The sequence below is a fragment of the Bradyrhizobium sp. 154 genome, assembly GCF_023073875.1.
GTDB lineage: Bacteria > Pseudomonadota > Alphaproteobacteria > Rhizobiales > Xanthobacteraceae > Bradyrhizobium.
The window spans coordinates 230197-256072 of sequence record NZ_JADPKG010000113.1; the positions used below are offsets into that span (position 1 = coordinate 230197).

19 protein-coding genes and 1 pseudogene are annotated in these 25876 nt (G+C 65.1%); 16 read left to right on the top strand and 4 right to left on the bottom strand.

Annotation, left to right across the window (positions count from 1 at the left end; all coding sequences use genetic code 11):
• Positions 1-58 precede the first annotated feature (58 nt).
• From mraY to recN, 13 genes are all read left to right on the top strand, one after another.
• Complete coding sequence (gene mraY, locus IVA92_RS29370; protein WP_247278463.1) at positions 59-1162, top strand: phospho-N-acetylmuramoyl-pentapeptide-transferase; 1104 nt, start codon at positions 59-61, stop codon at positions 1160-1162.
• Positions 1163-1169: 7 nt separating this feature from the next.
• Positions 1170-2570: a UDP-N-acetylmuramoyl-L-alanine--D-glutamate ligase gene (gene murD, locus IVA92_RS29375; RefSeq protein WP_247278464.1), complete on the top strand. Its 1401-nt coding sequence runs from the start codon at positions 1170-1172 to the stop codon at positions 2568-2570.
• Positions 2571-3186: 616 nt separating this feature from the next.
• Positions 3187-4338: a putative lipid II flippase FtsW gene (gene ftsW / locus IVA92_RS29380; protein ID WP_247278465.1), complete on the top strand. Its 1152-nt coding sequence runs from the start codon at positions 3187-3189 to the stop codon at positions 4336-4338.
• A gap of 164 nt (positions 4339-4502) precedes the next feature.
• Positions 4503-5603: an undecaprenyldiphospho-muramoylpentapeptide beta-N-acetylglucosaminyltransferase gene (murG, locus tag IVA92_RS29385; protein WP_247278466.1), complete on the top strand. Its 1101-nt coding sequence runs from the start codon at positions 4503-4505 to the stop codon at positions 5601-5603.
• Between the two features lie 123 nt (positions 5604-5726).
• On the top strand, positions 5727-7130 hold the full coding sequence (gene murC / locus IVA92_RS29390) for a UDP-N-acetylmuramate--L-alanine ligase (protein ID WP_247278467.1): 1404 nt from the start codon (positions 5727-5729) through the stop codon (positions 7128-7130).
• A gap of 4 nt (positions 7131-7134) precedes the next feature.
• A complete protein-coding gene (gene murB / locus IVA92_RS29395) occupies positions 7135-8055 on the top strand; it encodes a UDP-N-acetylmuramate dehydrogenase (protein ID WP_247278468.1) in 921 nt (306 codons plus the stop codon).
• Positions 8056-8160: 105 nt separating this feature from the next.
• Entirely contained in the window at positions 8161-9147 is a 987-nt protein-coding gene (locus IVA92_RS29400) for a D-alanine--D-alanine ligase (protein WP_247278469.1), read from the top strand.
• Between the two features lie 345 nt (positions 9148-9492).
• A complete protein-coding gene (locus IVA92_RS29405) occupies positions 9493-10521 on the top strand; it encodes a cell division protein FtsQ/DivIB (RefSeq protein ID WP_247278470.1) in 1029 nt (342 codons plus the stop codon).
• Complete coding sequence (gene ftsA, locus IVA92_RS29410; protein WP_247278471.1) at positions 10518-11840, top strand: cell division protein FtsA; 1323 nt, start codon at positions 10518-10520, stop codon at positions 11838-11840. The genes IVA92_RS29405 and ftsA overlap by 4 nt, the downstream gene beginning before the upstream one ends.
• A gap of 90 nt (positions 11841-11930) precedes the next feature.
• Positions 11931-13727: a cell division protein FtsZ gene (gene ftsZ / locus IVA92_RS29415; protein WP_247278472.1), complete on the top strand. Its 1797-nt coding sequence runs from the start codon at positions 11931-11933 to the stop codon at positions 13725-13727.
• 364 nt (positions 13728-14091) lie between these two features.
• Entirely contained in the window at positions 14092-15054 is a 963-nt protein-coding gene (gene lpxC, locus IVA92_RS29420; RefSeq protein WP_247278473.1) for a UDP-3-O-acyl-N-acetylglucosamine deacetylase, read from the top strand.
• Between the two features lie 242 nt (positions 15055-15296).
• Positions 15297-16187 carry an outer membrane protein assembly factor BamD gene (locus IVA92_RS29425; protein ID WP_247278474.1) on the top strand — a complete coding sequence of 297 codons (891 nt, stop codon included), beginning with the start codon at positions 15297-15299 and terminating at the stop codon, positions 16185-16187.
• A gap of 13 nt (positions 16188-16200) precedes the next feature.
• Positions 16201-17874 carry a DNA repair protein RecN gene (gene recN / locus IVA92_RS29430; protein ID WP_247278475.1) on the top strand — a complete coding sequence of 558 codons (1674 nt, stop codon included), beginning with the start codon at positions 16201-16203 and terminating at the stop codon, positions 17872-17874.
• Positions 17875-17962: 88 nt separating this feature from the next.
• Here recN and IVA92_RS29435 read toward each other — a convergent pair.
• Positions 17963-18249 (bottom strand): annotated as a pseudogene (locus IVA92_RS29435) (GIY-YIG nuclease family protein).
• Between the two features lie 112 nt (positions 18250-18361).
• Here IVA92_RS29435 and ligA point away from each other — a divergent pair.
• Positions 18362-20512 (top strand): NAD-dependent DNA ligase LigA, encoded by a 2151-nt coding sequence (ligA, locus tag IVA92_RS29440; protein ID WP_247278476.1) that lies wholly within the window; start codon positions 18362-18364, stop codon positions 20510-20512.
• A gap of 145 nt (positions 20513-20657) precedes the next feature.
• Here ligA and IVA92_RS29445 read toward each other — a convergent pair whose 3' ends face one another.
• Together IVA92_RS29445 and IVA92_RS29450 are read right to left on the bottom strand one after the other, a co-directional pair.
• Complete coding sequence (locus tag IVA92_RS29445; protein ID WP_247278477.1) at positions 20658-21929, bottom strand: multidrug effflux MFS transporter; 1272 nt, start codon at positions 21927-21929, stop codon at positions 20658-20660.
• A 302-nt stretch (positions 21930-22231) separates the two neighbouring features.
• The gene (locus tag IVA92_RS29450) at positions 22232-24061 is read right to left on the bottom strand and encodes an aminopeptidase P family protein (RefSeq protein WP_247278478.1); all 1830 of its coding nucleotides are present in this window, start codon (positions 24059-24061) and stop codon (positions 22232-22234) included.
• A 187-nt stretch (positions 24062-24248) separates the two neighbouring features.
• Between IVA92_RS29450 and IVA92_RS29455 the strand changes: the two genes are divergently transcribed.
• Positions 24249-24428, top strand: coding sequence for a hypothetical protein (locus IVA92_RS29455; protein WP_247278479.1), 180 nt, complete (start codon positions 24249-24251; stop codon positions 24426-24428).
• Between the two features lie 66 nt (positions 24429-24494).
• Here IVA92_RS29455 and IVA92_RS29460 read toward each other — a convergent pair whose 3' ends face one another.
• Positions 24495-25382: a 50S ribosomal protein L11 methyltransferase gene (locus tag IVA92_RS29460; RefSeq protein WP_247278480.1), complete on the bottom strand. Its 888-nt coding sequence runs from the start codon at positions 25380-25382 to the stop codon at positions 24495-24497.
• Between the two features lie 154 nt (positions 25383-25536).
• Here IVA92_RS29460 and IVA92_RS29465 point away from each other — a divergent pair, with 154 nt between their 5' ends.
• A complete protein-coding gene (locus IVA92_RS29465; protein WP_247278481.1) occupies positions 25537-25701 on the top strand; it encodes a Flp family type IVb pilin in 165 nt (54 codons plus the stop codon).
• Positions 25702-25876: the final 175 nt, after the last annotated feature.

Below are 25876 nucleotides of genomic sequence, written 5' to 3' on the forward strand. Positions count from 1 at the left end.
GTTGAGGCCAACAACAAAGCCAAGGCCGCGTGTGCAAAGGCGTCATAGGACCGTCTGAATGTTTTACTGGCTGATCGAGCTCTCCAACACATTTCCGGGATTCGGTGCGTTTCGCACCTTCCTGAACGTCTTCCGCTATATCACCTTCCGCACCGGCGGCGCCATCGTCACCGGCGCGCTGTTCGTGTTCCTGTTCGGTCCCTGGATCATCGATCATTTGCGCATCCGTCAGGGCAAGGGCCAGCCGATCCGCACCGACGGTCCGCAATCGCACCTCGCCAAGAAGGGCACGCCCACCATGGGCGGGCTGATGATCCTGTCCGGCCTGACCGTCGGTACCGTGCTGTGGGCCAATCCGCTCAACCCCTATGTCTGGATCGTGCTGGCGGTGACGCTCGGTTTCGGCTTCGTCGGTTTCTATGACGATTACCTCAAGGTGACCAAGCAGACCACGACCGGGTTCGGCAGCAAGCTTCGCCTATTGATCGAGGCGGTGATCGCGCTGGTTGCCTGCTACGCGCTGGTGCGGCTGAATCGCGATCCGGCGTCGACCGCGCTGACGATTCCGTTCCTGAAAGACACCGTGCTGCATTTCGGCTGGTTCTTCGTCGTGTTCGGCGCCTTCGTCATTGTCGGTGCCGGCAACGCCGTGAACCTCACCGACGGCCTCGACGGGCTTGCCATCGTGCCGGTGATGATCGCGACGGCGAGCTTTGCGATGATCGCCTATCTCGCCGGCAACGCCGTGTTCGCCGACTATCTCCAGATCAAATATGTCGCCGGTACCGGCGAGCTCGCGGTGCTCTGCGGCGCATTGCTGGGCGCCGGTCTCGGCTTCCTCTGGTTCAACGCACCGCCAGCCTCGATCTTCATGGGCGACACCGGCTCGCTCGCGCTCGGCGGCATGCTCGGCGCCATCGCGGTGGCGGTGAAGCACGAGATCGTGCTCGCGGTGATCGGTGGCCTGTTCGTGCTGGAGGCGGTCTCCGTCATCGTGCAGGTGGTGTCGTTCAAGCTCACGGGAAAACGCATCTTCAGGATGGCGCCGATCCATCACCATTTCGAGCAGCTCGGCTGGACCGAGCCGCAGATCGTGATCCGCTTCTGGATCATCTCGGTGATGCTGGCGCTCGCCGGCCTGTCGACGCTGAAGCTGCGGTGATGGATCGATGATTCCGGTCACGTCCTTTGCCGGCAAGACTGTCGCTGTGTTCGGCCTCGGCGGTTCGGGGCTCGCCTCCTGCCATGCGTTGAAAGCCGGTGGCGCCGAGGTGATCGCCGCCGACGACAATGCCGAGAACATCGCCAAGGCGGCGCAAGCCGGCTTCGTCACCGCGGATTTGCGCAACATCTCGTGGGCGAGTTTTGCCGCATTGGTGCTCGCGCCCGGCGTGCCGCTGACCCATCCGGTGCCGCATTGGAGCGTCTTGAAGGCGCGCGAGGCCGGCATTGAGGTGATCGGCGACATCGAGCTGTTCTGCCGCGAGCGGCGCCGCCACGCGCCGGATGCCCCGTTCGTCGCCATCACCGGCACCAATGGCAAGTCGACCACGACGGCGCTGATCGCGCACCTGACGAAAGTGGCCGGCTACGACACCCAGATGGGCGGCAATATCGGCACCGCGATCCTGTCGCTGCAGCCGCCGCGCATGGGCCGCGTCCACGTCATCGAGATGTCCTCCTACCAGATCGACCTCGCGCCCTCGCTCGATCCTTCCGTCGGCATCCTGCTCAATGTCAGCGAGGACCACATCGACCGCCACGGCACGATTGCGCATTACGCCGCGGTGAAGGAGCGTCTCGTCGCCGGTGTGCAGGCGGGCGGCACCGCGATCGTCGGCGTCGACGATGGGTTTTGCCGCGACATCGCCGACCGGCTCGACCGCGCCGGCAAGAACGTAGTGCGTATCTCCGTCAAGAACCCGCTGGCGAGCGGCATCCATGTCGAGCACGGGAACATCGTGCGCACCTCGGGTGGCGCCCGCAGCGAAGTCGCTGCGCTCGGCGGTATCGGGTCGCTGCGTGGCCAGCACAATGCGCAGAACGCGGCCTGCGCCGCGGCCGCTGCGCTCGCGATGGGCATCAATCTTGATGTGCTCCAGAACGGCCTGCGCAGCTTTCCCGGCCTTGCGCACCGCATGGAGCAGGTCGGTCGCCGCGGTAACGTGCTGTTCGTCAACGACTCCAAAGGAACGAACGCCGACGCCACCGCGCACGCGTTGTCGTCCTTCGCCGACATCTTCTGGATCGCCGGCGGCAAGCCGAAGGCGGGTGGCATCACCAGCCTGACCTCCTTCTTCCCGCGTATCCGCAAGGCCTATCTGATCGGCGAGGCCGCGCAGGAATTCTCCGGCACGCTCGGCCGCGAGGTTGCGCACGAGATCAGCCAGACGCTGGACGTCGCGGTCGAGCATGCCGCGCGCGATGCGGAAGCCTCAGGGCTCACCGACGCAGTCGTGCTGCTGTCGCCCGCCTGCGCTTCCTTCGACCAGTACCGCAATTTCGAGATCCGCGGCACCAAGTTCCGCGAACTGGTGCAGGCGCTGCCGGGCGTGAAGCCGGTGGTGTGAGGATGTCGCGGCGACGCTGGACTGGAATTATCGTCGCTGCTCTTGCTGTCCCGGTCGCCGCGGGTTTCTTCTTTGCTGTCCTCATTGACAACGTCATGAGCGGATTCGGCGCGTGCCGCGTCGTTCGCTTCCCCCAGCGGCAGTAAGCTGGTTGTCGTGGTCTGGAAGGAGTGCGGAGCCACGGTACCCGACAGCACGCAGGCCAGCATCGTGGCTCGCGGTCGGACGTTCTCGCCTGAGAGTACGCCGACGTTTCTTAGTGTGCGCGGGCACCTTGATCCCGTCGTCGCCTGGAGTAATGAGCGGGCTGTCAGGATCGGTTTCATTCCCGGTCCAAACCAGGTCTACAAGCGCGATCAGCGCGCGGGGGACATCACGATCAATTACGAGTAGCGCTATCGTGTCCCGGACGCGGTGCGGCACGAAGTGACGCTCCGCAGAGCCGGGACCCACAAGCCGCTGGGCCCCGGCTCAGCAGCGCACCACGCCGCGAAGAGGCGGCGCGCTGCGCTGCGTCCGGGGCACGAGACTGTTCACAACTTCATCCACTTCCATTAACCCCCCGGTAACCAACCTCGGCGACCAATGGACTATCTCTGTCCGAAAGCGGCCGCCCATGCTCTCCCGTGAAGAACGCACCCCCTTTTCCGAGTGGTGGTGGACCGTCGACAAGCCGCTGATGGGCGCCATCCTGGCGCTGATGCTGACCGGGGTGATCCTGTCGCTGGCGGCGAGTCCGCCGGTTGCGACCCGCATCGGCCTCGATCCCTTCCATTTCTTCGGCCGTCATGTGTTGTTCCTGGCGCCGTCCTGCCTGGTGCTGGTCGGCGTCTCCTTCCTCTCGCCGCGGGCGATCCGCCGCTCGGCCCTGATCATCTTCGCAGCGAGCATCATCCTGATCGTGCTCACGCTCGCTATCGGCCCGGAGGTGAAGGGCTCGCGGCGCTGGATCACGCTGCTCGGCGTCAACATCCAGGCCTCCGAGATCGCAAAGCCGTCGTTCGTCGTCATCGCCGCCTGGCTGTTCGCGGAATCGACCAGGCGGCCGGAGATGCCGGCGACCTCGATGGCGCTGGTGCTGCTCTTGATGCTGGTCGCGCTGCTGGTGATGGAGCCGGATTTCGGCCAGACCATGCTGATCCTGATGGTGTGGGGCTCGCTGTTCTTCATCGCCGGCATGCGCATGGTCTGGGTGTTCGGGCTTGCAGGCCTGGGCGCGGCCGGCCTGTTCAGCGCCTACCTTTTTGTTCCCCATGTAGCGGGTCGCATCAGGCGCTTCATGAACCCGGCCTCTGGCGACACCTTCCAGGTCGATACTGCCATGGAAGCCTTCTACAATGGTGGCTGGTTCGGGCTCGGACCGGGCGAGGGCATAGCAAAACGCAGCCTGCCGGACAGCCATACCGATTTCGTGTTCGCGGTCGCCGCCGAAGAGTTCGGCATCATTCTGTGCCTGGCCATGCTGGCGCTGTTCGCTTTCGTCGTCATCCGCACGCTGTCGCGCGCCTATGCCAATGAGGACATGTTCTCGCGCTTTGCGGCCTCTGGCCTTGCCATCCTGTTCGGCGTGCAGGCGGCGATCAACATGTCCGTCAATCTCCAGCTCATCCCTGCCAAGGGCATGACGCTGCCGTTCATCTCCTATGGCGGCTCCTCGATCGTGTCGCTGGCGTATGGCGTCGGCATGATGCTGGCGCTGACGCGGCTGCGTCCGCGCACCGAGGTTGAGGCAAGCGGCCACGCCGAGGCCATGCGCAGCTACGCGTGATCCTCAGCCCGAGGAGCCGCGCTTCGCGCAGCGTCTCGAAGGGCGCGGCCACCGGTCGGGCCTTCATCCTTCGAGATGCGCGTTCCGCGCTCCTCAGGATGAGGAACTGGTAGTCCGGCCGACTGCGCTCGCAATGACAGCGGAGGACTTGTAAAAGGGCAGTTATGGACACGTCCCCCCTGATTCTTCTCGCCGCGGGCGGCACCGGCGGCCATCTGTTCCCGGCCGAGGCGCTCGGCGTCGAATTGATCCGGCGCGGCTTTCGCGTCCGCCTCGTCACTGACGAGCGCGCACTGCGCTATAGCGGCCTCTTCAGCAAGGACATGATCGACGTGGTGAGCAGCGAGACTGCGCGCGGTCGCAATCCGTTCCAGCTTGCCTATGCCGGCCTCACGCTCGCCGCCGGCACGCTTTCCGCCTACACTCTGATCAAGCGATTGAAGCCCGTTGCCGTCGTCGGCTTTGGTGGCTATCCGACGTTGCCGCCGTTGGTTGCGGCAAAATTCGCCGGCGTGCCCGGCATCATCCACGACGCCAACGCTGTGCTCGGCCGCGCCAACCGGTTCCTGTCGAGCCGCGTCCGCGCCATCGCGACGTCCTTGCCCGGCGTGCTCGACCGCGATCCGGCGCTATCGGGCAAGACCACGACGGTCGGCACGCCGATGCGGCCCGCGATCCTCGCGGCTGCAGCGGTGAAATATGTCGCGCCTGAAGTGAGCGGCCCGCTGCGCCTGCTCGTCGTCGGCGGCAGCCAGGGCGCGCGCATCATGGCCGACATCGTGCCGGGCGCGATCGAGCGGCTCGAGCCTGCGCTGTGGAGCCGCCTCGTCCTCACCCAGCAGGTGCGCGAGGAGGACATGAATCGCGTTCGCGCGGTTTACGACAAGCTCAAGATCAAGGCCGAGCTCGCACCCTTCTTCACGGATCTGCCGGCACGGCTCGCCTCCAACCATCTGGTGGTGTCGCGTTCCGGCGCGGGTACGGTCGCCGAGCTTGCCGCGATCGGGCGGCCCTCGATCCTGGTGCCGCTCCCCGGCTCGATCGACCAGGACCAGTTCGCCAATGCCGGCGTGCTGGCGAAGGTCGATGGCGCCATCCGCATCCCGCAGACCGAGTTCAGCTCGGATCGCCTTGCCGCCGAAATCTCCGCCTTCGCCGCCGAGCCGGGGCGTCTTGCTGCCATGGCCGAAGCGGCCCGCAGCGCGGGCCGGCTCGATGCGGCTGAGCGGCTCGCCGATCTGGTGGTCAAAGTCGCGGGAATCTGACGCGAAAAAGCCCTTGTCATCGCCTTCCAAAGCGGGGCATCCAGTAGGAAAGGCGCGCGGCTGATTTGGCCGTGACCTTCGCCAGATGCCGCCTTCGCGGGCGGCGAGGTCAGGGAACAGAGCATGAGACTGCCGCGCGAGATCGGACCCATCCACTTCGTCGGGATTGGCGGGATCGGCATGAGCGGCATCGCCGAGGTGCTGATCAATCTCGGCTATGCCGTGCAGGGTTCCGACGCCGCCGACAATTACAATCTCGACCGTCTGCGCAAGAAGGGCGCGAAAGTCTCGGTCGGCCACAAGGCCGAGAACGTCGACGGCGCCGAGGTCGTTGTGGTCTCCACCGCGATCAAGCGCGACAATCCGGAGCTGATGGCTGCGCGCGAGCGGCGCATTCCCGTGGTGCGTCGCGCCGAGATGCTGGCCGAGCTGATGCGGCTGAAGAGCTGCGTCGCGATTGCCGGCACCCACGGCAAGACCACGACGACCACGATGGTCGCAGCGCTGCTCGATGCCGGCGGGCTCGATCCGACCGTGATCAACGGCGGCATCATCAATGCTTACGGATCCAACGCACGTCTTGGCGCCGGCGACTGGATGGTGGTGGAAGCCGACGAGAGCGACGGCACGTTCCTGAAGCTGCCGACCGATGTCGCCATCGTCACCAATGTCGACCCCGAGCATCTTGATCACTTCAAGACCTTCGATGCCGTGCAGGATGCGTTCCGTCATTTCGTCGAGAACCTGCCGTTTTATGGCTTTGCCGTGATGTGCATCGATCATCCCGTGGTGCAGAGCCTCGTCGGCAGGATCGAGGATCGTCGCATCATCACTTACGGCGAGAATCCGCAAGCCGACGTGCGGCTGGTCGGCCTCACGGCGGGCGGCGGCGGCTCGAAATTCAAGGTCGTGATCCGCGACCGCAAGAGCGGGGCTGTGCACGAGATCGCCGACCTCGCGCTGCCGATGCCGGGCCGGCACAACGCCTCGAATGCGGCGGCGGCAATTGCGGTCGCGCACACGCTCGGTGTTCCCGATGACAAGATCCGCAGTGCCATCGCAGCCTTTGGCGGCGTTAAGCGGCGCTTCACCAAGACCGGCGAGTGGAACGGCGTCACCGTCATCGACGATTACGGCCATCACCCGGTCGAGATTGCCGCCGTGCTGAAAGCGGCGCGCGATTCCTACACCGGCAAGGTAATCGCCGTGGTGCAGCCGCATCGCTACACCCGCCTGCAATCGTTGTTCGAGGAATTCTGCACCTGCTTCAACGATGCGGATGCGGTGATCGTCGCCGACGTCTATGCCGCCGGCGAGGCGCCGATCGAAGGCATCGATCGCGACCATTTCGTCGAAGGCCTGCGCGCCCACGGCCACCGCGAGGCGATTCCGCTGCCGGCGGCGTCGGAACTCGCCGGCATCGTCAAGGGATTGGCGAAATCAGGCGATCTCGTCGTGTGCCTTGGCGCCGGCAACATCACACAGTGGGCATATTCCTTGCCGGATGAGTTGAAGGCGCTGGGGTAGGGCGGTGGAATTTCCCGACATCACGCCCTCACTCAGAGCCGCGATGCCGCAACTGCGCGGTCGGCTGCTCGCCAATCAGTCGCTGGCCGAACTCACCTGGTTTCGCGTCGGCGGTCCCGCGCAGGTGCTGTTCACGCCGGCGGATGAAGACGACCTCGCTTACTTTCTTGCGCATCTCGCTACCGACATTCCGGTCTATGTCGTCGGCGTCGGCTCCAACCTTATTGTGCGCGATGGCGGTATTGCGGGCGTGGTGATTCGTCTTGCACCGCGCGCCTTCGGCGAGACGAGCGCGAGCGGCGATGTCGTCACCGCGGGTGCGGCGACACTCGACAAGCGCGTGGCGGAAGTCGCGGCCGCCGCCAATATCGGCGGCCTCGAATTCTATTTCGGCATTCCCGGCACCATCGGCGGCGCGCTGCGCATGAATGCGGGAGCCAATGGCGGAGAGACCAAGGACGTGCTGATCGAGGCGCGAGGCGTCGGCCGCGACGGCACGAAGCATGTCTTCTCCAATGCCGAGATGAAATTCGCCTACCGCAACAGCGGGGTCGATCCGTCCATCATCTTCACCTCCGCGCGATTTGGCGGCGAGATCAGGGATACCGATGCGATCCGCGCGCGCATGGCGGAGGTGCAGAGCCATCGCGAGACCGCGCAGCCGATCCGCGAGAAGACCGGCGGCTCGACCTTCCAGAATCCGCCCGGCCATTCCGCCTGGAAGCTGATCGACGCGGCCGGCTGCCGGGGCTTGCGCGTCGGCGGAGCGCAGGTCTCGGAGATGCACTGCAATTTCCTAATCAACACCGGCGAGGCCACCGCGCACGATATCGAGACTCTGGGCGAGACCGTGCGCGAACGCGTGAAGGCGAATTCCGGAATTGAGCTACACTGGGAAATCAAGCGGATCGGGGTTTCCGTATAATTGTCGTTCCGGGGCGGTGCGCGGCGCCGAACCCGGAACCTCGAGATTCCGGGTTCGCGCTTTGCGCGCCCCGGAATGACAAAAAGACAGAGGCGACGAGACACCATGCGCATCACCATCCTCTTCGGCGGCTCCAACCGCGAACGTCTGGTTTCGGTCGCCTCGGCCCAGGCGCTGCACCAGGCGCTGCCCGAGGCCGATCTGTGGTGGTGGGATGTCGAGGACAAGGTGCATGTCGTGCAGTCGAAGCAGTTGCTCGACCATGCCCGTCCGTTCGAGGACGAGTTCAAGCCCGGTACGCGCGGCATTCCGCTGGCGCAGGCGCTCGACCAGGCCAAGGCGGAAGGCCGGGTGCTGGTGCTCGGCCTGCATGGCGGGCGTGCCGAGAACGGCGAATTGCAGCTGATGTGCGAGGCGCGCGGCGTGGCCTTCACCGGATCGGGCTCGGCCTCCTCGCATCTCGCTTTCGACAAGATCGCGGCCAAGCGGTTTGCTGCGCTCGGCGGCGTGACGCCGCCGGCCAACGTTGCGCTCGACAACATCGACGAGGCTTTCGCCGAATACGGCCGGCTGATCGCAAAGCCGGCGCGCGACGGATCGAGCTACGGCCTGATCTTCGTCAACGCCAAGCAGGATCTCGTCGCGGTCCGCAACGCGGCGAAGCACGAAGAGTACGTCATCGAGCCCTACGTCGCCGGCGTCGAGGCGACCTGCGGCGTGCTGGAGCGCACCGATGGCTCGATCATCGCGCTGCCGCCGATCGAGATCATTCCGGGCGAGGGCAATTTCGACTACGCCGCGAAATATCTTTCGAAGTCGACCCAGGAGATCTGCCCGGGCCGTTTTGCACCCGAGATCACCGCTGCGCTGAGGGAGCAGGCGATGCTGGCGCATCGGGCGATGTCCTGTGATGGCTATTCCCGCTCGGACTTCATCGTCTCGGACAAGGGCCTCGTCTATCTCGAAACCAACACGCTCCCCGGGTTGACCAACTCTTCACTCTACCCCAAGGCGTTGAAGGCCGAGGGCATCGCGTTCGTCGACTTCCTGCGCGGCCTGATCGAGCTCGCCGAGCGGCGGGCCCGGAAATAATTAGGACTGGTTAACGGCCGAACCGCCGAAACGACCCGATTTGGGGCCGAAAGCCGGCAAAATGCCGGACATCGCGGCATAAATGCCTCACATCGCGAGGCAAAAAGCATCCCGCGTTAACGAATTTTACCTTTTGTTTACCAGGACGTCCGAAGGTTAACGCTGGCGGCGCATATGGCGCTTTGGTTGCCGGCGCGTGAGCTGTTGCGGGTGATGTCACCTCCAGCGAACGCTTTGAAGGGGAGAGGTTTTCTTCTGAAGACCAGCCTCCCGGTCCGGCAGGCCCGAGACGTCATGTTCGCCAGGATCCGCGCGATGTCGCGGGCAAACTGTTGAGCTCGTGCAATGGATGGTGCAGGAAGCCTCACCCGGTCGCTTCTGAGATCGCTGAGGCCCCAAGCTGACCTGAAAGCGGCCGCTATCGGAGCGGTCGTGCTTCTGCGCGAGTGGGTGCAGGACAAGCACGCCGAGGCGCGCGCCGCCGCCAAGGACAAGATCAAGACCAAGGCCAGGGTGAAGGCCGTCGTCGAGCGCGAGCCGCCGCCGCGTGTGGTCGCGCTCGTCGAGCGCTATCTGCCGCGCCGGGTCGGGATCAGCATGACCGTGCTGCTCCTGATCGGAAGCTGCGGCTTCGGCATCGTCAAGGGCGGCCATCTCCAGGATTTCATCACCGCGGTGAACGATGCCCGCAACGCGCTAGCCAATTCCGCCGGCTTCCGCATCACCTCCGTCGTGATCAACGGCCGCAAGCAGCTGACCCAGGACGAGATCCTCGCGATTGGCGGCGTCAGTGGTCGCTCCTCGCTGCTGTTCCTCGACGCCGAGGCGGTGCGCGACAAGCTCAAGGCCAATCCCTGGATTGCGGACGCGACCGTACTGAAGCTCTATCCGGGCCAGCTCATGATCGAGCTCACCGAACGTAAGCCGTTCGCGCTGTGGCAGGAGGCCGGCCGGCTCTCCGTAATCGCCGATGACGGCGCCGTGCTCGAACCCTATGTCTCGCGCCGCTTCCTGTCGCTGCCGCTCGTGGTCGGCAAGGGCGCCGAGGCGCAGGCTCGCGATTTCCTCGCCCTGCTGGCGCGTTATCCGCAGGTCAATTCGGTGACGAAAGCCGCGATCTATGTCGGCGAGCGGCGCTGGAATCTGAGGCTCAAGGACGGTCTCGACATCCGCCTGCCCGAGCAGGACGTCGGCAACGCGCTCGCGATGCTGTCCAAGCTCGACAAGGAGGACAGGCTGTTCTCCCGCGACATCGTCGCTGTCGACATGCGCCTGCCTGATCGTCTGGTGGTGCAGCTGTCCGACGACGCCGCCAAGGCGCGCGAGGAGCAGTTCAAGGACAAGAAGAAAAAGAAGGCCGGGGATTCCGCATGACCGGTCTCGATCGCACCCAGACGCCGAAGACACGCCCGATGCCGCACAAACGCGGCGGCATCGTCGCCTGCCTCGATATCGGCACCAGCAAGATCGCCTGCATGATCGCGCGGCTGAAGCCGTCGCCGCCGAGCGAGGCGTTGCGCGGCCGCACCCATGCCGTGGAATTGATCGGCTACAGCCAGATCCAGTCGCGCGGCATGAAGGCCGGCGCGGTGATCGACCTGACCGAATGCGAGCAGGCGGTGCGACAGGCCGTCGGGCTCGCGGAGACGATGGCCAAGGTGCGGGTCGAGTCCGTGCTGCTGTCGGTCTCCGGCGGCCGGCTCTCCGGCCAGCTGGTCGAGGCTGCCGCCGACATCCGAGGCGGCGCTGTGACCCCGGCCGATGTCAGCCGCGTCACCTCGACCGGCATGCGCCATGCCACGGGCGAAGGCCGCACCGTGCTGCACGCGCTCCCGGTCGGCTACACCCTCGACGGCGTCAAGGGCATCCGCGATCCCCGTGGCATGGTCGCGCACCAGTTCGGCGTCGACATGAATGTCGTCACCTGCGACGCCACCGTGGCGCGGAACCTGATGCTGGCAGTGGAGCGCTGCCACATCAATGTCGAAGCCATGGCGGCAAGCCCCTATGTCGCCGGCCTGTCGGTGCTGACCGATGACGAGGCCGATCTCGGCGCTGCCGTGGTCGAGATGGGCGCAGGCACCACCACGATCGCCGTCTATTCCGGCGGCCGTTTCGTGCATGCGGCCGGTTTTGCGGTCGGCGGGCAACACATCACGATGGATCTTGCGCGCGGACTCTCCGCGACCATTGCCGATGCCGAGCGAATCAAGACGTTATACGGGACCGTTATCACCGGCGGATCGGACTCGCGTGAGCTGATGTCTGTGCCGACAGCCGGTGACGAGCAGGATCTGCCGCAGATCGTCTCCCGCGCCACGATCGCCAACATCGTCAAGCACCGTGCCGAGGAAGTCTTCGAAATGGTTCGGGACAAGCTGAAGGATTCGCCTTTCGCCTCAGAGCCCAACGGCCGCGTCGTGCTCTCGGGCGGCGCCTCGCAGCTGACCGGCCTCGTCGAGCTCGGCACCCAAATTCTCGGCCGGCCCGTGCGGGTCGGACGTCCGCTCGGCTTCGGTCGGCTGCCCAACGAGGCGAAGAACGCCGCGTTCGCGGTGCCGGCCGGACTTCTCGTCTACCCGCAATATGTTCACCTCGAACATGTCGAACCGCGGCATACGCGGCAGCAGGTCAAGACAGGGACCGGCGGATACTTCGGAAAGGTCGGACGATGGCTACGCGAGGGCTTCTGATGACTGCTTTCCGCAATTGTCGATTTTCACCAACTCCCGCGGCCGCCGGCCGGGGCGAACCCACGCGCGCGTGATCGAGAGGCAGCAACCATGACCATCAGCATCAATGTTCCTGATATTCACGAACTGAAGCCCCGGATCACCGTGTTCGGCGTCGGCGGCGCCGGCGGCAATGCCGTCAATAACATGATCACGGCGGGCCTCCAGGGCGTCGACTTCGTGGTCGCCAACACCGACGCGCAGGCGCTGACGATGTCGAAAGCGCAGCGCATCGTGCAGATGGGCACGGCGGTCACCCAAGGCCTCGGCGCCGGCTCGCAGCCGAACGTCGGCGCCGCGGCGGCGGAAGAGGTGATCGACGAACTGCGCGACCATCTCTCGGGCGCCAACATGGTGTTCGTCACTGCCGGCATGGGCGGCGGCACCGGCACCGGCGCTGCACCCGTGATCGCCAAGACCGCGCGCGACATGGGCATTCTCACCGTCGGCGTCGTGACCAAGCCGTTCCACTTCGAGGGCGGCCGCCGCATGCGCACCGCCGAGGCGGGCATTAACGAGCTGCACAAGGTCGTGGACACGCTCCTGATCATCCCGAACCAGAACCTGTTCCGGGTCGCCAACGAGAAGACCACCTTCGCCGACGCCTTCGCGATGGCCGATCAGGTGCTCTATTCCGGCGTTGCCTGCATCACCGACCTGATGGTCAAGGAAGGCCTGATCAATCTCGATTTCGCCGACGTCCGCGCCGTCATGCGCGAGATGGGCAAGGCGATGATGGGCACCGGCGAGGCGTCGGGCGACAAGCGCGCGCTGACCGCCGCAGAAGCTGCCATCGCCAATCCGCTGATCGACGATAGCTCGATGAAGGGCGCCAAGGGCCTCCTCATCTCCATCACCGGCGGCAAGGACCTCACTCTGTTCGAGGTCGACGAGGCCGCGACCCGCATCCGCGAGGAGGTCGACCAGGACGCCAACATCATCGTCGGCGCGACCTTCGACGAAGCGCTCGATGGTCTGATCCGCGTCTCGGTCGTTGCCACCGGCATCGAGCAGGCCGCGATCGCCCGCAACAGCCAGGCGACCTCCGCTCCTGTCGCGAACCCGGCTCCGCAGGCACAGCAGGCCGCCGCTGCTCCGGCCGTCGCTGCCGAGAGCCGTCTTGCCGATTTGACCGCGCGGCTCCGTGCCGACAATCAGCGTCTTGCCGAACGCGCCCAGAAGCTCGACGCGCAGGCCCCGGCGGCCGCGCCGGCTCCGGCCGGTGCCGCGCCCCGTCAGAACGTCGAGCGCGCTGCGCTCGCCGCCATCGCCGCCGCCGTCGCGGACGTCCCGCAGGCGCCCGCGCCGGTGCAGACCTACGGCGATGTCACCGTGCGCCCGATCGCGCAGAAGCCGACCCTGTTCCCGGAGCCGGAGCAGGCCCCGATCGCGATGCAGGAGCCGATGACGCCCGAAAACTTCATCCCGCCACAGGCCGAGCGCCCGCCGGTTCGCGCGCCGCGGATGCCGCGCCTTGAGGAACTGCCGATGCCGGCCCAAGCCGAGATTCGCCAGGCCCGCGGCGAGGTCGAGGAAGAGACCCCCCAGAAGAGCCGTCTGTCGCTGCTCCAGCGTCTCGCCAATGTCGGCCTCGGCCGTCGCGACGAGGAGAGCGAAGCGCCGATCGCCGCCCGCACCGCTGGTCCCGCGATGCCACCGCTGCCCGAGCGCCGACCGCAGAAGACCGTCGCGCAGCAGATCGCGACGAGCGAGCCGGTATCGGAGTATGCCCGCCGTCCGGCGCCGCAGGGCTTGGACATGCACGGTCGTCCCGCGCCTGTTGCGCCGGCGCCACAGGGAGACGACCATCTTGATATCCCGGCCTTCCTGCGGCGGCAGGCGACCTGAGGATTGTTACACCGAGCCAGACGAAAAAAGGTCCCGGCAACCCGTTTGCCGGGACCTTTTCTTTTGTCCCGTCCATGCCCGGATTGCGCGACTAAGTAGCTGATTTTAAATCATTAATTCCGCAGTTGATGGTTCAGTGAAACTGCCTATGACGGCCCCCAGACCTCAGTGCAATTTGGTTAAGCCTTGGCGCGAATACGGCGGGTTTGGGGTAACAATCGGTAAAAAAGCGTGAGTTGGCGCTGTTTGGGGCAGTGACTATGGTTTGCCCGTGACTTGGGGATACGGATTCGCGGGACGTCGGCACTGGCCGGCCGGGCGGGTCTCGTATAAGTCGCGGTGGTCGTAGTGGGGCGGGTTCCTGATGAAATTTAGCCGGCAAACAACGCTTCGTGCGCAAGCCTCGGTGGCAGGCGTGGGCGTTCATTCCGGTCTTCCCGTCACTCTCACGCTTGGGCCTGCGCCTGTCGACGCGGGCTTTGTTTTTGTCCGCACCGGGCTTGAGGGAAGTGACCGCGAAGTTCAAGCGACCGCCGAGCAGGTGATCGCGACCGACTTCGCCACCGTCCTCGGCGATCGCGACGGCCCGCTGGTCTCCACCGCCGAGCATGTGCTTGCTGCACTGCGCGGGATGGGTGTCGACAATGCCACGATCGAGATCGACGGGTCCGAAGTGCCGATCATGGACGGCAGTGCCGCCGCCTTCATTGCCGCGATCGACCAGGCCAGCATCGTCACCCAATCGGCCCAGCGCCGCTTCATTCAGGTTTTGAAGCCGATCTCGGTGAAGATCGGCGACTCCTTCGGCGAGATCAGGCCCTACGCCAATGGGTTCCGCACCGAGGTCGAGATCGACTTCACCAACCCCGTCATCGGCCAGCAGAGCTACGCCTTCGACCTCAGCCCCGAACGTTTCCGCCGCGAAGTCGGCCGGGCCCGGACTTTCGGGCTGATGGGCGATGTCGCGCGGCTCTGGAGCGCGGGTTATGCCCTCGGCGCCTCCTTCGACAATACCGTCGTGTTCGACGACGAGCGGCTGCTCAATACCGAGGGCCTGCGCTATGCCGACGAATGTGCCCGCCACAAGGTGCTGGATGTGATCGGCGACCTCGCGCTGGCCGGGCTGCCGCTGCTTGGCGCCTACCGCTCGGTGCGTGGCGGCCACAAGCTCAACCATGCCGTCCTGACCGCGCTGCTGGCCGACCGTACCGCCTGGCGGGTGGTCGAAGGCGAAACGGCCCGCCGCACCACGCGTCCGCAGGGCGAAGTTGGTCGCGGTATCGTCGGCGGCCGGATCGCCGCAGCCTACGGGCCGGACGTGTCCTGACAGACCTGTTGTCGCAGCCACGGCTTGCGACCGACCCCGGGAAATTCCTGGTAACCATGATCGACTAGCATTGCGGCACGTTCGCCTTAATCCGGGCGAAATGCCTGCCTATCCGGTTGGTAACGATCGTTTTTCGGATAGATCGGCGTGGTCGTATGGCAGGCACCACGGTCACATTTCGCGCCCATGACGGGGGTCATGGGCTGGCGGGCACCGCATCACAGGGCGTCAAGGCAAAACTCATGTCGGCACAGCGTATGACGCGCGGATATCTCCCGGTCTCGTCTCGAGCCCGCGGCCTGCTTCACGCCGTCACCTTCATCCTGCTCGCGCTGCCGCTGGCCGGCTGCGGCACCGGCGCACTCTGGGACAAGTTCACCGCCAAGGACGACACCTTCGTCGAGGAGCCCGCCGACAAGATCTACAATGAGGGCCTGTACCTCATGAACGAGAAGAAGGACATGAAGGCGGCGACCAAGAAGTTCGAAGAGGTCGACCGCCAGCATCCTTATTCCGAATGGGCCCGCAAATCGCTGCTGATGTCGGCCTACGCGTCCTACCAGGGCGGCGACTATGACGGCTGCATCGGCGCCGCCACCCGCTATGTCACGCTGCATCCCGGCAGCCCGGACGCGGCCTATGCACAATACCTGATCGCCGCCTCGCATTACGACCAGATCCCGGACATCAGCCGCGACCAAGCCCGCACCGAGAAGGCCATTGCCGCGCTGGAAGAGGTAGTGCGCAAATATCCGAACTCGGAATACGCCACCTCGGCCAAGGCCAAGATCGAGGGCGCGCGCGACCAGCTCGCCGGCAAGGAAATGAATGTCGGCCGCTATTACGCGCAGAAGCGCGACTACACGGCTGCGATCAACCGCTACAAGACCGTCGTCACGCAGTACCAGACCACCCGCCACGTCGAGGAGGCGTTGTTCCGGCTCACCGAGGCCTATATGGCGATCGGCATCGTCGGCGAGGCGCAGACCGCGGCGGCCGTGCTCGGGCACAATTTTCCTGATAGCCGCTGGTACAAGGACGCCTATAATCTTGTAAAATCCGGCGGTCTCGAACCGAGCGAGAATCAGGGGTCTTGGATCAGCCGGACCTTCAAGAAGATGGGTCTCGGCTAGGAAATTTGGTTCCATGCTGGCGCGTCTGTCGATCCGTGACATCGTCCTGATCGAACGGCTCGATATCGAATTCGCCACCGGCCTTGCGGTTTTGACCGGCGAGACCGGTGCGGGCAAATCCATCCTGCTCGATGCCTTTGCGCTGGCGCTCGGCGGCCGCGGCGACGCCGGCCTCGTGCGCCACGGTGCGGAGCAGGGGCAGGTCACCGCCGTGTTCGATGTCCCCAAAAATCACCCCGCGACGAAGATCCTGGCCGAGAACGGCTTGGACGATACCGGTGAGATGATTCTCCGCCGCGTGCAGCTCGCCGATGGCCGCACCCGTGCCTTCATCAACGACCAGTCGATCAGCGTGCAGACACTGAAGGCGGTGGGCGCCGCCCTGGTCGAGATCCACGGCCAGCACGATGAGCGTGCGCTGGTCGATGCCGCCACCCATCGTCGCCTGCTCGACGCTTTCGCCGGCCTCGAAAAGGACGTCGCCGCGGTCGAGATGCTATGGGACGCGCGCCGCACCGCCAACACCGGGCTTGAGGAGCACCGCGCCGGCATGGAGCGCGCCGCCCGCGAGGCAGATTATCTGCGCCATGCCTCCGACGAGCTGAAGCAGCTCGCGCCCAAGGACGGCGAAGAGACATCGCTGGCTTCGCGCCGCACCACCATGATGCAGGGCGAGAAGATTGCCTCCGATTTGCGCGAGGCGCAGGAGGCGGTTGGCGGCAATCATTCGCCGGTCGCGGCGCTGTCCGCCGCGGTGCGACGGCTGGAGCGCCGCGGCGTCAACTCGCCGGCGCTGGTCGAGCCCGCGGTGAAAGCGATCGACGCCGCGATCAACGCGCTGGAGGAAGCCGACCAGCACCTTCAGGCGGCCTTGGCGGCAACCGATTTCGATCCCGCCGAGCTCGAGCGCATCGAGGAGCGGCTCTTCGCTTTGCGTGCGGCGTCACGCAAATATTCGACGCCGGTCGACGGGCTCGCCGCGCTTGCCGCCAAATATGCCGCCGACGTCGCGCTGATCGATGCCGGTGCCTCGCAGCTGAAGAAGCTGGAGCAGGCCGCGATCGAGGCGGATGCGCGCTATGCGGCCGCCGCCAAGAAATTGTCGCTGGCGCGGCAGAAATCGGCGGAGAAGCTCAACAAGGCGGTCAATGCCGAGCTCGCGCCGCTCAGGCTCGAACGCGCAAAATTCATGACTCAGGTCGAGACCGACGAGGCCGCGCCGGGACCGCAGGGTTTCGACCGCGTCGAGTTCTGGGTGCAGACCAATCCGGGTACCAAGCCGGGTCCGCTGATGAAGGTCGCCTCCGGCGGCGAACTCTCGCGCTTCCTGCTGGCGCTTAAGGTCGTGCTGTCAGATCGCGGCTCGGCGCCGACCCTGGTGTTCGACGAAATCGACACCGGCGTTGGCGGGGCGGTCGCCGACGCCATCGGCGGCCGTCTGGCGCGGCTTGCCGGCAAGGTCCAGGTGATGGCCGTGACCCACGCCCCACAGGTCGCCGCCCGCGCCGACCAGCACCTCTTGATATCCAAGGACGCCCTTGACAAGGGCAAGCGCGTCGCCACCCGCGTCAACGCACTGGCCGCCGATCACCGCCGCGAGGAGATCGCGCGGATGCTGGCGGGTGCGGAAATCACGGCCGAAGCCAGGGCGGCCGCGGAACGGCTGCTCAAGGCGGCGACGGCTTAGTTATCCGTCATTCCGGGGCGGCTCGAAGAGCCGAACCGGAATCTCGAGATTCCGGGTCTGGTCCTGCGGACCATCCCGGAATGACGCGTCATTTGCAGATCGACTCGTAGAGATCATTCCAGTTTGGATTCTCCTTCTTGATCAGCTGAGTTTTCCAGACCCGCTTCCACTTCTTGAGTTCTTTCTCGCGCGAGATTGCAGCTATTGGATCATCATAAGTCTCAAACCGACCAGCCGTGTGATGTTGTACTTGGTCGTGAAGCCCGGCACCGCCTTGATTCGATGCTCATAGACGCGACGCACAAGGTCATTGGTGATGCCGACGTAGATTGCCCCATCCCGTCGGCTTGCTAGAATATAGACGTAATAAGCCACGAGCCCCTCCCACTGTCATTCCGGGGCGCACGACGTGCGAACCCGGAATCTCGAGGTTCCGGGTCTGGTCCTCCGGACCATCCCGGAACGACGAGACGCAACCTTAAGTATAATGGTCAGAGCAAAATCCAAAGCAACACCGCTTCGTGACGTCGCCGAGCTCACCAAGGCGCAGGCCAAGGTCGAGCACATGCGGCTCGCGCTTGAGCTCGGCGAGCACGACAGGCGCTACTATCAAGAGGACGCGCCCACCGTCAGCGACGCCGAATATGACGCGCTGCGCCAGCGCCTCAATGCCATCGAAAAGCGCTTTCCGGAGTTCGTCAGCGCGGAATCGCCGTCACAGAAGATCGGCGCGGCGCCGTCGGGCCGCTTCAGGAAGGTGCGGCATGCCGTCCCGATGTTGTCGCTCGACAACGCCTTTGCCGAAGAGGACGTGCGCGACTTCGTCGGCCGCATCGTGCGCTTCCTGAAGCTCGACGACGATCAGGTCAATTTCTCCGCCGAGCCGAAGATTGACGGTCTCTCGATGTCACTACGTTATGAGGGCGGCGAGCTCGTCACCGCCGCAACCCGCGGCGACGGTGCGGTGGGCGAGGACGTCACCGCCAACATCCGCACGCTCGAAGACGTGCCGCAGAAGCTGAAGGGCCGCAACGTCCCCGACATCTGTGAGGTGCGCGGCGAGGTCTATATGACCAAAATGGCGTTCCTGGCGCTCAACGAGCGGCAGAAGGCGGAGGGCGGCACCGTCTTCGCCAATCCGCGCAACTCGGCCGCAGGCTCCTTGCGGCAGAAGGACCCCACCATCACCGCCTCGCGTCCGCTCGGTTTCTTCGCCTATGCGTGGGGCCAGATGAGCGCGATGCCCGAGGGCACGCAGAGCGGCATGATCGCCTGGTTCGAGCGTTGCGGCTTCAAGACCAATCCGCTGACCAAGCTGTGTCACTCCGTCGAGGAGCTGCTGGCGTTCCATCACGCAATCGAGGAGCAGCGCGCAAAACTCGACTACGACATCGACGGCGTCGTCTATAAGGTCGACCGTATCGATTGGCAGGAACGGCTCGGCTTCGTCTCGCGCACGCCGCGCTGGGGCATCGCGCACAAATTCCCGGCCGAACGTGCCATGACCGTGCTGCGCGACATCGAGATCCAGGTCGGCCGCACCGGCTCGTTTACGCCGGTCGGCAAGCTCGAACCGGTCGGTGTCGGGGGCGTGATCGTGCAGAACGTCTCGCTGCACAATGAGGATTACATCAAGGGCATCGGCAACAAGGGCGAGGTGCTGCGCGAGGGCCGCGACATCCGCATCGGCGATACGGTCGTGATTCAACGCGCCGGCGACGTCATCCCGCAGGTGGTCGATGTCGTCCTCGACAAGCGGCCGAAGACCGCCAAGGAATTTCACTTCCCGAAGAAGTGCCCGTGTCCGCTGCACACCGACGTCGTGCGTGAGGAGACGGCGACCGGCGAGGAGGGCTCGCGCGCCCGCTGCACCGGCGAGTTCGCCTGCCCCTATCAGAAGATCGAGCATCTCAAGCTATTCGTCTCCCGCCGCGCCTTCGACATTGACGGTCTCGGCGAGAAGCAGCTCCAGTATTTCTTCGACGAGGGATGGGTGAAGGAGCCTGCCGACATATTCACGCTGGAGAAGCGCAACTCAAAGCTCAAGCTTGAAGAGATCGAGGGTTACGGCGCGACGTCGGTGCGAAATCTGTTCGACGCCATCGAGAGCCGCCGGAAAATCGCGCTGGAGCGCTTCGTCTATGCGCTCGGCATGCGCCATGTCGGTGAGACCACGGCGCTGGCCCTCGCACGCGGCTACGGCTCCTGGGACGCCTTTCACGACGCCTGCCTCAAGGTCGCCAAGGGCGACGAGGAGGCGATGGCGGACATGGACGCGTTCGACCAGATCGGCGACACCGTGATCAAGAGCATCGCCGACTATTTCGGCGAGAGCCACAATCGCGGCATCGTCGAGCGGCTGACCAAGGAAGTCGAGATCGTCGACGCCGAGAAGCCGAAGAGCAATTCGGCCGTCGCCGGCAAGACCGTGGTGTTCACCGGCTCGCTGGAAAAGATGACGCGTGACGAGGCCAAGGCAACCGCGGAGCGGCTGGGTGCAAAGGTGTCGGGATCGGTGTCGAAGAAGACCGATCTCGTGGTCGCCGGTCCCGGCGCAGGCTCGAAGCTCGCGGAAGCCAACAAGCACGGCGTCAAGGTGCTGACCGAGGACGAGTGGCTGAAGCTGATCGGCGAATGAGGTTTTCTTCGTCATTGCGAGCGCAGCGAAGCAATCCAGAGTCTTTCCGCGGCGACGGTCTGGATTGCTTCGCGGAGCCAGTCATCGGGCCGCGCTTCGCGCGGAACCGTCGGCTCGCGATGACCGCGAGGCGGCAAGCCGTCCCTCACATCATCCCGCTCTCTTCCTCTTCCGCTTGCCCGATCAGGGTCTCGCTCACCACCATCTCCCGGTGGGGCACGACGAATATCATCATGCAGGCGCAGAGCAGCGAGATCGCGAGGACCGCGGAGGTCAGCGGCAGCGTGGTGGCGGAGTGGCCGCCGAGATAGGCGCCGAATTGCGACATCAGTGCGCCGATACCCTGTTGAAGGAAGCCCATCGCGCCCGAGGCGGTTCCGGCGGCTTCGGGACGGATGCTGATGGCGCCGGCGGCCGAATTCGCCATCACGAAGGCATTGCCGACCATCACGATCATCTGGGTGCCGAACAGCCAGCCGGGCGCTTCGTTCCAGCCGGCGAAGCTCCATAATAGGTTCAGCAGGCTGCCGCAGAGCTGGAGGGCAAGCCCGAACCAGATCAGCTTCTCCAGCGAGTGCCGCGGCGCAAAGCGCACGCAAAGCAGATTGCCGACAAGATACGCGAAACCCGTCGTCGCAAACCATGCGCCGTATTCCGCGCTGCTGCGGCCCATCTGCGTCACCACGATATAGGGGCCGCCGCCGGCGAAGGTGAAGATGATCTGCGAGGCCAGCACCTGGCACATCACGTAACCCACGAAGGCGCGGTTGCGGATCAGGATGCCGACGTCGCGGCGAAAGCCGCTGCCGGCGGCACGGGTGCGGCGCGTCTCGGGCAGTGCGACGGCGATGCCGACGGCGACGATGATCGCGGCGATCGTGATGGCGTAGAAGATCGCGCGCCAGCCGAACGCGGTCTCGATCAAGCCGCCGGTGAGCGGGGAGACCATCTGTCCGATCATCAGAGCAGCGACCACGAGACTGATCATCGAGGCGACGCGGTCGCGCTCATAGATGTCGCGGATGATGGCGCGGCTCACCACCATGCCGGCGGCTCCGCCCAATGCCTGGAAGAAGCGCGCGGCGATCAACTGCGGCAGATTTTGCGCGAAGATGCAGGCAACGCTCGCCGCGATCATCAGCGCCAGCCCTCCAAGCAGCACCGGGCGCCGGCCGAACCTGTCCGACAGCGGCCCCATGATGAGCTGCGACAGCGCGATGCCGACCATGTAGAGCGACACTGTCATCTGCGCGATCGAGATGTCGCTGCCGAAATTGCTCGCCAGCACCGGCAGTGCCGGAACCAGCATGTAGAGCGAGATCGGCGCGATCCCGGTCATGACCACCAAGAGCAGCAGCACCAAGCGCGACGTCGCGAGGGTCGCCGCTCCCGGCGGCTTGCTGATCATGCCGTGCATGCGTATCCGTCTCTTCAAAATGCGAGTCGGACTGTAGCTTGCTCGCGCAAGGCGGATATCGGTGTTTCGGAATGCGGCTATACGGATTCCGGGAGGGTTATGGTGAGGGTGATCGCGATCGATTGGGCGCGTTGCCCGTGCGCCACTCTAGTTGTCATTCCCCGCGAAGGCGGGGAATCCAGCATTCCAGAGGCAGTCGTGCTATGCGGAGACGCCGCGGCGTACTGGATGCCCCGCCTTCGCGGGGCATGACAGCTCGGTGGGGCGAGGAGAGTTGCGTAGCGCGTGCGGCGCCATGCGCATTACGCCCTCAGCTCCGCCGTCGCCTGATCGAGCCAGGTCTTCGTCGCTTCGTCCAGCCCCGGCCGCACCTCGGTCCGGACGCGGCCGTGGTAGGCATTGAGCCAATCGAGCTCGTCTTTGGCCAGCATCGCCACATCGATCAGTCGGCGGTCGATCGGCGCCAGTGTCAGCGTCTCGAATGCATTCATCGGCTTCTCGGCACTCTTGATGTCGGCGGCGACCACCAGTTCGAGGTTCTCGATGCGGATGCCGAAACCGTCGGTCTTATAGTAGCCCGGCTCGTTGGACAGGATCATGCCGCGCTTCAGCGGCGTGGTGCCGAGCTTCGAGATCCGCGCTGGCCCCTCGTGCACCGAGAGATAGCTGCCGACGCCGTGGCCGGTGCCATGCTCGAAATCGACGCCGGCGGCCCAGAGATATTGCCGCGCGAGCGTATCGAGCTGCGCGCCCGTGGTGCCGTCGGGAAAGACCGCGCGCGCAATCGCGATATGGCCGCGCAGGACGCGGGTGAAGCGGTCGCGCATCTCCGCCGTCGGTTCGCCCACGGCCATCGTGCGGGTGACGTCGGTGGTGCCGTCTTCATACTGCGCGCCGGAATCGATCAGCAGCAGGTCGCCGGGGGCGATCCGGCGGTTGCTCTTGCGGGTGACGCGGTAGTGCACGATGGCGCCGTTCGGGCCAGTGCCCGAGATGGTCGGGAACGAGACGTCCTTCAGCGCACCGGTGTCGCGGCGGAATGTCTCCAGCGCCTCGACCGCGTCGATCTCGGTGAGCTTGCCGCTCGGTGCCTCGCGATCGATCCACGCGAGGAAGCGCGCCAGCGCCACGGCGTCGCGCACATGTGCCGTCTTCGTGCCCTTGATCTCGGTTGCGTTCTTCACCGCCTTGAGCAGCGCGATCGGGTCGCTGCCGCGCACCGGCTTGCCGCCGGCGCCTGCAATCAGCCGGCTGAGCGCGTCGGCTGCGGTGGCATTGTCGAGCGCGATTGCGACGCCGCTCTTGGCGAGCGCCATCAGCGTCGGCGCCATCGCATCGGGCTCACGGACGTCGGCGGACTGTTCGAGATGGTCGCGCGTGCTGTTGGAGAGCTTGCGCTGGTCGATGAAGATCGTTGGCCGTCCGTCCTTCGGCACCAGCGCGTAGGACAGCGGCAGCGGCGTATGCGCAACGTCGGCGCCACGGATGTTGAAGGTCCAGGCCACGGCATGGCTGTCCGACACCACCAGCGCGTCGACGCCGAGCTTGTCGATCTCGGCTCTGATCTGGGTCAGCTTGTCGGCTTCAGTGAGACCGGCATGTTGCATTCCGTGCACGGTCACCGGCGCGAGGGGAGGTTGCGGTCGGTCCTGCCAGATCGCGTCGACGGGATTGTTGTCGACCGCAACCAGCTCGGCGCCGGCCTTGCCGCAGGCAGCGGACAGGCGCTCGGCTGCTGAAGAAGTGTGCAGCCATGGATCAAATCCGAGGCGCTCGCCGGGCTTCAAGTGCGCCGACACCCAGCTCTCCGGCGGCGGATCGATCAGCGATTCCACCGCCCAAGCCCTGGCATCGACCTGCTTGGCGGCTTGGAGCGTATAGCGGCCATCGACGAAAATCGCGGCCTCCTGGGTCAGCACCACCGCCAATCCAGCCGATCCAGTGAAGCCGGTCAACCAGGCGAGCCGCTCTTCCGACGGCGGCACATATTCATTCTGCTGCTGGTCGGCGCGTGGGATCACGAACCCTGTCAGCTTGCGGCGGGCGAGTTCTTCGCGGAGCGCAGCGAGGCGCGCCGCCAATGCGACGCCGGCCTCGGGCTCCTCGAATGTTTGGAAGTGCGCTTCGAACATGGTGGATCACTTTAGGATGATGGGGATCAGTCCGCAATCTAGACGCATTTGCGTCGCATCTGGCATGGACTGTGCTTGAAATGGTTCCATTCGAATTGAGTGGAGTAAAGGGTGCGGCAGTTGCGCTTCGTCCGGATAACAGGGAAATTCGAGCAGGTGGTTCATCTCAACGGCGAGGGGACACACGATGCCATCATTCACGTTTGAGAAGATTTCGCCGCCGGTGCGCCGCGCGCCGGCTACGGCGACACCGAAGAAGCCGCGCGGCCTCATCAGCCAGATGATCGATCGATTCGCCGAACGCCGCGCGAGGCGGGCGTTGCAGGACGAGCGCGCGACGCGCCAGAACGAGAAGCCGGGGGAGTAGTGGGCGTTCGCGAATGAGGTTGGTGGACACGCTGCGCTTGGCCCAACCTAGGGCAGCTTCGACCAGTCACCCCATCTTCCGCAGCAACAGACTGCTCCATCCCTCGATGCGCAGGTGCCGCAGCGGCACGAGGCCGCGCGCGCGGTAGGCGGCGATCACGGCGGTGGCCTGATGCGTCAACAGGCCGGAGAGGATGACGTAGGCGCCGGCTGCGAGATGCCGCGCCATCGGACTCGCCAATTGCCGCAATGGATTGGCGAGGATGTTGGCCAACACCAGGTCAAACGGACCCCATTTGCCGAACTCCGCCGCGGCGAAGCCGGTGGCGCGGATCACCCGCACATGGTTGCCGACGTCATTCAGCGCCGCGTTCTGGGCCGCCACCCGCACCGAGGGCGGATCGATGTCGGAGGCAAGCACCGCGCGATGCAACGCCTTCGCGGCTGCAATCGCCAGCACGCCGGTGCCGGTACCGAGGTCGAGCAAGTTGCGCGGCCGGGAACTCTTCAGGACATGGTCAAGCAGCAGTAAACAGCCGCGGGTCGTGCCGTGGTGGCCGGTACCGAAGGCGAGCGCCGCCTCGATCTCGATGGCGAGCTTGTTCGCTGCCACGCGGTCGCGGTCATGGCTGCCGTGCACGACGAAACGGCCGGCCGGGACGGGGACGAGGTCTTCCAGGCTCGCTTTGACCCAGTCCTTGGCTTCGACGATATCGAAGGCTAGCGTCTGTGCGATCTCATTTCCTGCTGAAGTTGCAACCAGTTCGCGCAGCCATGCTTGGTCCGGCGCGGCGGCAAAATGCAGGGTGACGTCCCATCGGCCGTCCGGCCGCTCGAAAGCAGCGACCGCCGCATCCCCCTCGAAAAACACCTCGGTGAGCAGGTCGACGACACGCCTGGCGGCGGCCTCGCTGCCGATCGAGAAGCTGGCGCGATGGGTAGGGGCGGGCTGCATTCTAAGGTTCCGTCGGGTTCAATTTTTGCAGTTTTTAGTCCCAATTTTCAGCACAAGTTGCAGCTCTCAGATTAACCGGACCGTAGGTCGCATGCCGTAAATTTCCGGATGTTTGGCGGCGCCAACACAGCTTGAAATGGAACGGAGGCAAATCTTGAAGCGCATGGTTCAGAAGTTCTGGTCGGACGAGTCCGGTGCAACTGCGATCGAATACGGCTTGATCGCAGCCGGTATTGCCCTCGCGATCATCACCGTGGTGAACAGCCTGGGCACCAGCCTGAACGAGAAGTTCGGTTCGATTAGCACCTCTTTGAAGTAATTTCCGCCTCCCATTTCCCAGCGGGGGCTACTTTTCTTCATAGGCTGTTTTTGACCCAGCGCCCGCGAGGGGGATTACCCCCTGGCGGGCGAGGTCGTTTTGCGACATGTGGCTATCGAGCAGTCTCCACAGGTTATCCGCACCTTGTACGACGCCTATCCACGGACTTTTCCGG

Coding starts and splice junctions, on each gene's coding strand:
- mraY (WP_247278463.1), top strand. CDS start 59: ATGTTTTACTGGCTGATCGAGCTCTCCAACACATTTCCGGGATTCGGT.
- murD (WP_247278464.1), top strand. CDS start 1,170: ATGATTCCGGTCACGTCCTTTGCCGGCAAGACTGTCGCTGTGTTCGGC.
- ftsW (WP_247278465.1), top strand. CDS start 3,187: ATGCTCTCCCGTGAAGAACGCACCCCCTTTTCCGAGTGGTGGTGGACC.
- murG (WP_247278466.1), top strand. CDS start 4,503: ATGGACACGTCCCCCCTGATTCTTCTCGCCGCGGGCGGCACCGGCGGC.
- murC (WP_247278467.1), top strand. CDS start 5,727: ATGAGACTGCCGCGCGAGATCGGACCCATCCACTTCGTCGGGATTGGC.
- IVA92_RS29400 (WP_247278469.1), top strand. CDS start 8,161: ATGCGCATCACCATCCTCTTCGGCGGCTCCAACCGCGAACGTCTGGTT.
- IVA92_RS29405 (WP_247278470.1), top strand. CDS start 9,493: ATGGATGGTGCAGGAAGCCTCACCCGGTCGCTTCTGAGATCGCTGAGG.
- ftsA (WP_247278471.1), top strand. CDS start 10,518: ATGACCGGTCTCGATCGCACCCAGACGCCGAAGACACGCCCGATGCCG.
- ftsZ (WP_247278472.1), top strand. CDS start 11,931: ATGACCATCAGCATCAATGTTCCTGATATTCACGAACTGAAGCCCCGG.
- lpxC (WP_247278473.1), top strand. CDS start 14,092: ATGAAATTTAGCCGGCAAACAACGCTTCGTGCGCAAGCCTCGGTGGCA.
- IVA92_RS29425 (WP_247278474.1), top strand. CDS start 15,297: ATGTCGGCACAGCGTATGACGCGCGGATATCTCCCGGTCTCGTCTCGA.
- recN (WP_247278475.1), top strand. CDS start 16,201: ATGCTGGCGCGTCTGTCGATCCGTGACATCGTCCTGATCGAACGGCTC.
- ligA (WP_247278476.1), top strand. CDS start 18,362: ATGGTCAGAGCAAAATCCAAAGCAACACCGCTTCGTGACGTCGCCGAG.
- IVA92_RS29445 (WP_247278477.1), bottom strand. CDS start 21,929: ATGCACGGCATGATCAGCAAGCCGCCGGGAGCGGCGACCCTCGCGACG.
- IVA92_RS29450 (WP_247278478.1), bottom strand. CDS start 24,061: ATGTTCGAAGCGCACTTCCAAACATTCGAGGAGCCCGAGGCCGGCGTC.
- IVA92_RS29455 (WP_247278479.1), top strand. CDS start 24,249: ATGCCATCATTCACGTTTGAGAAGATTTCGCCGCCGGTGCGCCGCGCG.
- IVA92_RS29460 (WP_247278480.1), bottom strand. CDS start 25,382: ATGCAGCCCGCCCCTACCCATCGCGCCAGCTTCTCGATCGGCAGCGAG.